This window comes from Paracraurococcus lichenis, assembly GCF_030657435.1.
In the GTDB taxonomy this organism is placed as follows: Bacteria; Pseudomonadota; Alphaproteobacteria; order Acetobacterales; family Acetobacteraceae; genus Paracraurococcus; species Paracraurococcus lichenis.
Map to the genome: position 1 here is coordinate 1 of NZ_JAUTWS010000282.1, position 1,548 is coordinate 1,548.

Here is a 1,548-nt window from a genome sequence, read left to right on the forward strand (position 1 = left end):
CGATGACGAGATTGGCGGCCTGACGGAAACCAGAACCGAGCTTATCCAGGCCGCCAAGCTGTCCAACGAATGGGGGCCACCTCAGGCCGAGGCCATCGAGCGCGAGGCGAGTGCCGCGGTCGAGAAGGTCAGTGGCCTGACTGCCGAGCTGGCCGCCACCGCCAAGGTGATGTCCGGCACGGCGGCGCAGACCGGCGTCAATGCCACGCAGGCGGCGGGTGCGGCCAGCCAGACGCTGCACACCGCCGAGGAAGTGGCCACGGCCGCGGACCAACTCTGTCGCGGAGATCACCCAGCAGGTGGTGAAGACCAGCCGGGTGGCGACGACCGCCGTCGAGGCCGGGCGCGAGGCGCAGGCCAGTATCGCGGCACTCTCGCAGCAGGCGGAGAACATCGGCCAGGTCGTCCGGATGATCGCTGACGTGGCAGGCCAGACCAACCTGCTGGCCCTGAACGCCACGATCGAGGCAGCCCGCGCAGGCGAGGCGGGCAAGGGCTTTGCTGTCGTGGCGAGCGAGGTCAAGCAGCTGGCTACTCAGACCGCCCGCTCGACCGAGGAGATCACCCGTCAGATCAGCGCGGTGCAACAGGCCACTATGGCAGCCGCGAAAGCGGTCGGGCACATCGCCATGACCATCAGCGAGATGGAGAGCATCGGTACCTCGGTGGCCGCCGCAGTCGAGCAGCAGAGCGCCTCGACCTCGGAGATCGCGCGGAGCATGACCGCCGCCGCGGACGCCGCGAAGCGGATGTCCGCCCAGACCAGCCGCGTCCAGCGCGCGGCGCAGGACACTGACGCCCAGGCCGGCGCAGTGCAGCAGACCTCCGACCTGCTGGCAGCCGAGGTCACGGGCCTGCGCAACACGGTCATCCGGGTTGTCCGTACCTCGACGCGGGACGTCGACCGCCGCGGTGCCGAGCGGGTGGCTGTCGACTTTCCTGCCCAGGCTTTCATGGATGACGGGCGCATATTGGACGCGCAGGTGCTAGACCTCTCGGTCAGCGGCGCGCGCATCCGCGCCGCCGAGCAACTCGATCCAGATGCGGCGGGCACGCTCATGCTGGAGGGGATGCGGATCCCCTGCACGGTGAAGGTGACCTACGACAGCGGCACCTTCGGCCTCTCTTTCGGCGCCGACGGGGAGCAGAGGGCAAGGCTGGCCGCCCTCGTCAGGCGCGCGGGGGTGAAGCCGGCCGCCTGATCTGGGTTGAACGACTGCCAGATCAGCATCGCCCGGAGGTCTTGGCTGTACTACCCCGCTTGCCTTCGTGCCGAGCGCTGGCCGGTCGAGCAGCCTGGGCCTACCCCGGCGGCGTCCTCAGGTCCTCCTTCACGCCTACCCTGCCGGTCTCCGTGAAGCATTCCCGGTGAGGGCTGGCGCGGCACGCCGGTGCGCCTGCTGTCACATTTCCTGATCGATGTCGTACGGGACCGTGGGCTTCCAGGGGCTTGGGCATGCCCTGATCCGTGTCGTCGTGCCCTCTATCGTATCGTTCGTGCCCGCTCCGATGTCGTCTTCGTCATCTCTCCTGGGCGCCCAGGGATGA

The 1,548-nt window shown here is 68.9% G+C and carries 2 protein-coding genes; both read left to right on the forward strand.

Annotated elements, in window-relative coordinates:
- Positions 1 to 421: hypothetical protein (locus Q7A36_RS39695; RefSeq protein WP_305109303.1), on the forward strand; the 421-nt coding region annotated here is incomplete at its 5' end.
- Entirely contained in the window at positions 303 to 1,202 is a 900-nt protein-coding gene (locus tag Q7A36_RS39700; protein WP_305109304.1) for a methyl-accepting chemotaxis protein, read from the forward strand. The genes Q7A36_RS39695 and Q7A36_RS39700, both read left to right, overlap by 119 nt.
- Positions 1,203 to 1,548 lie beyond the last annotated feature (346 nt).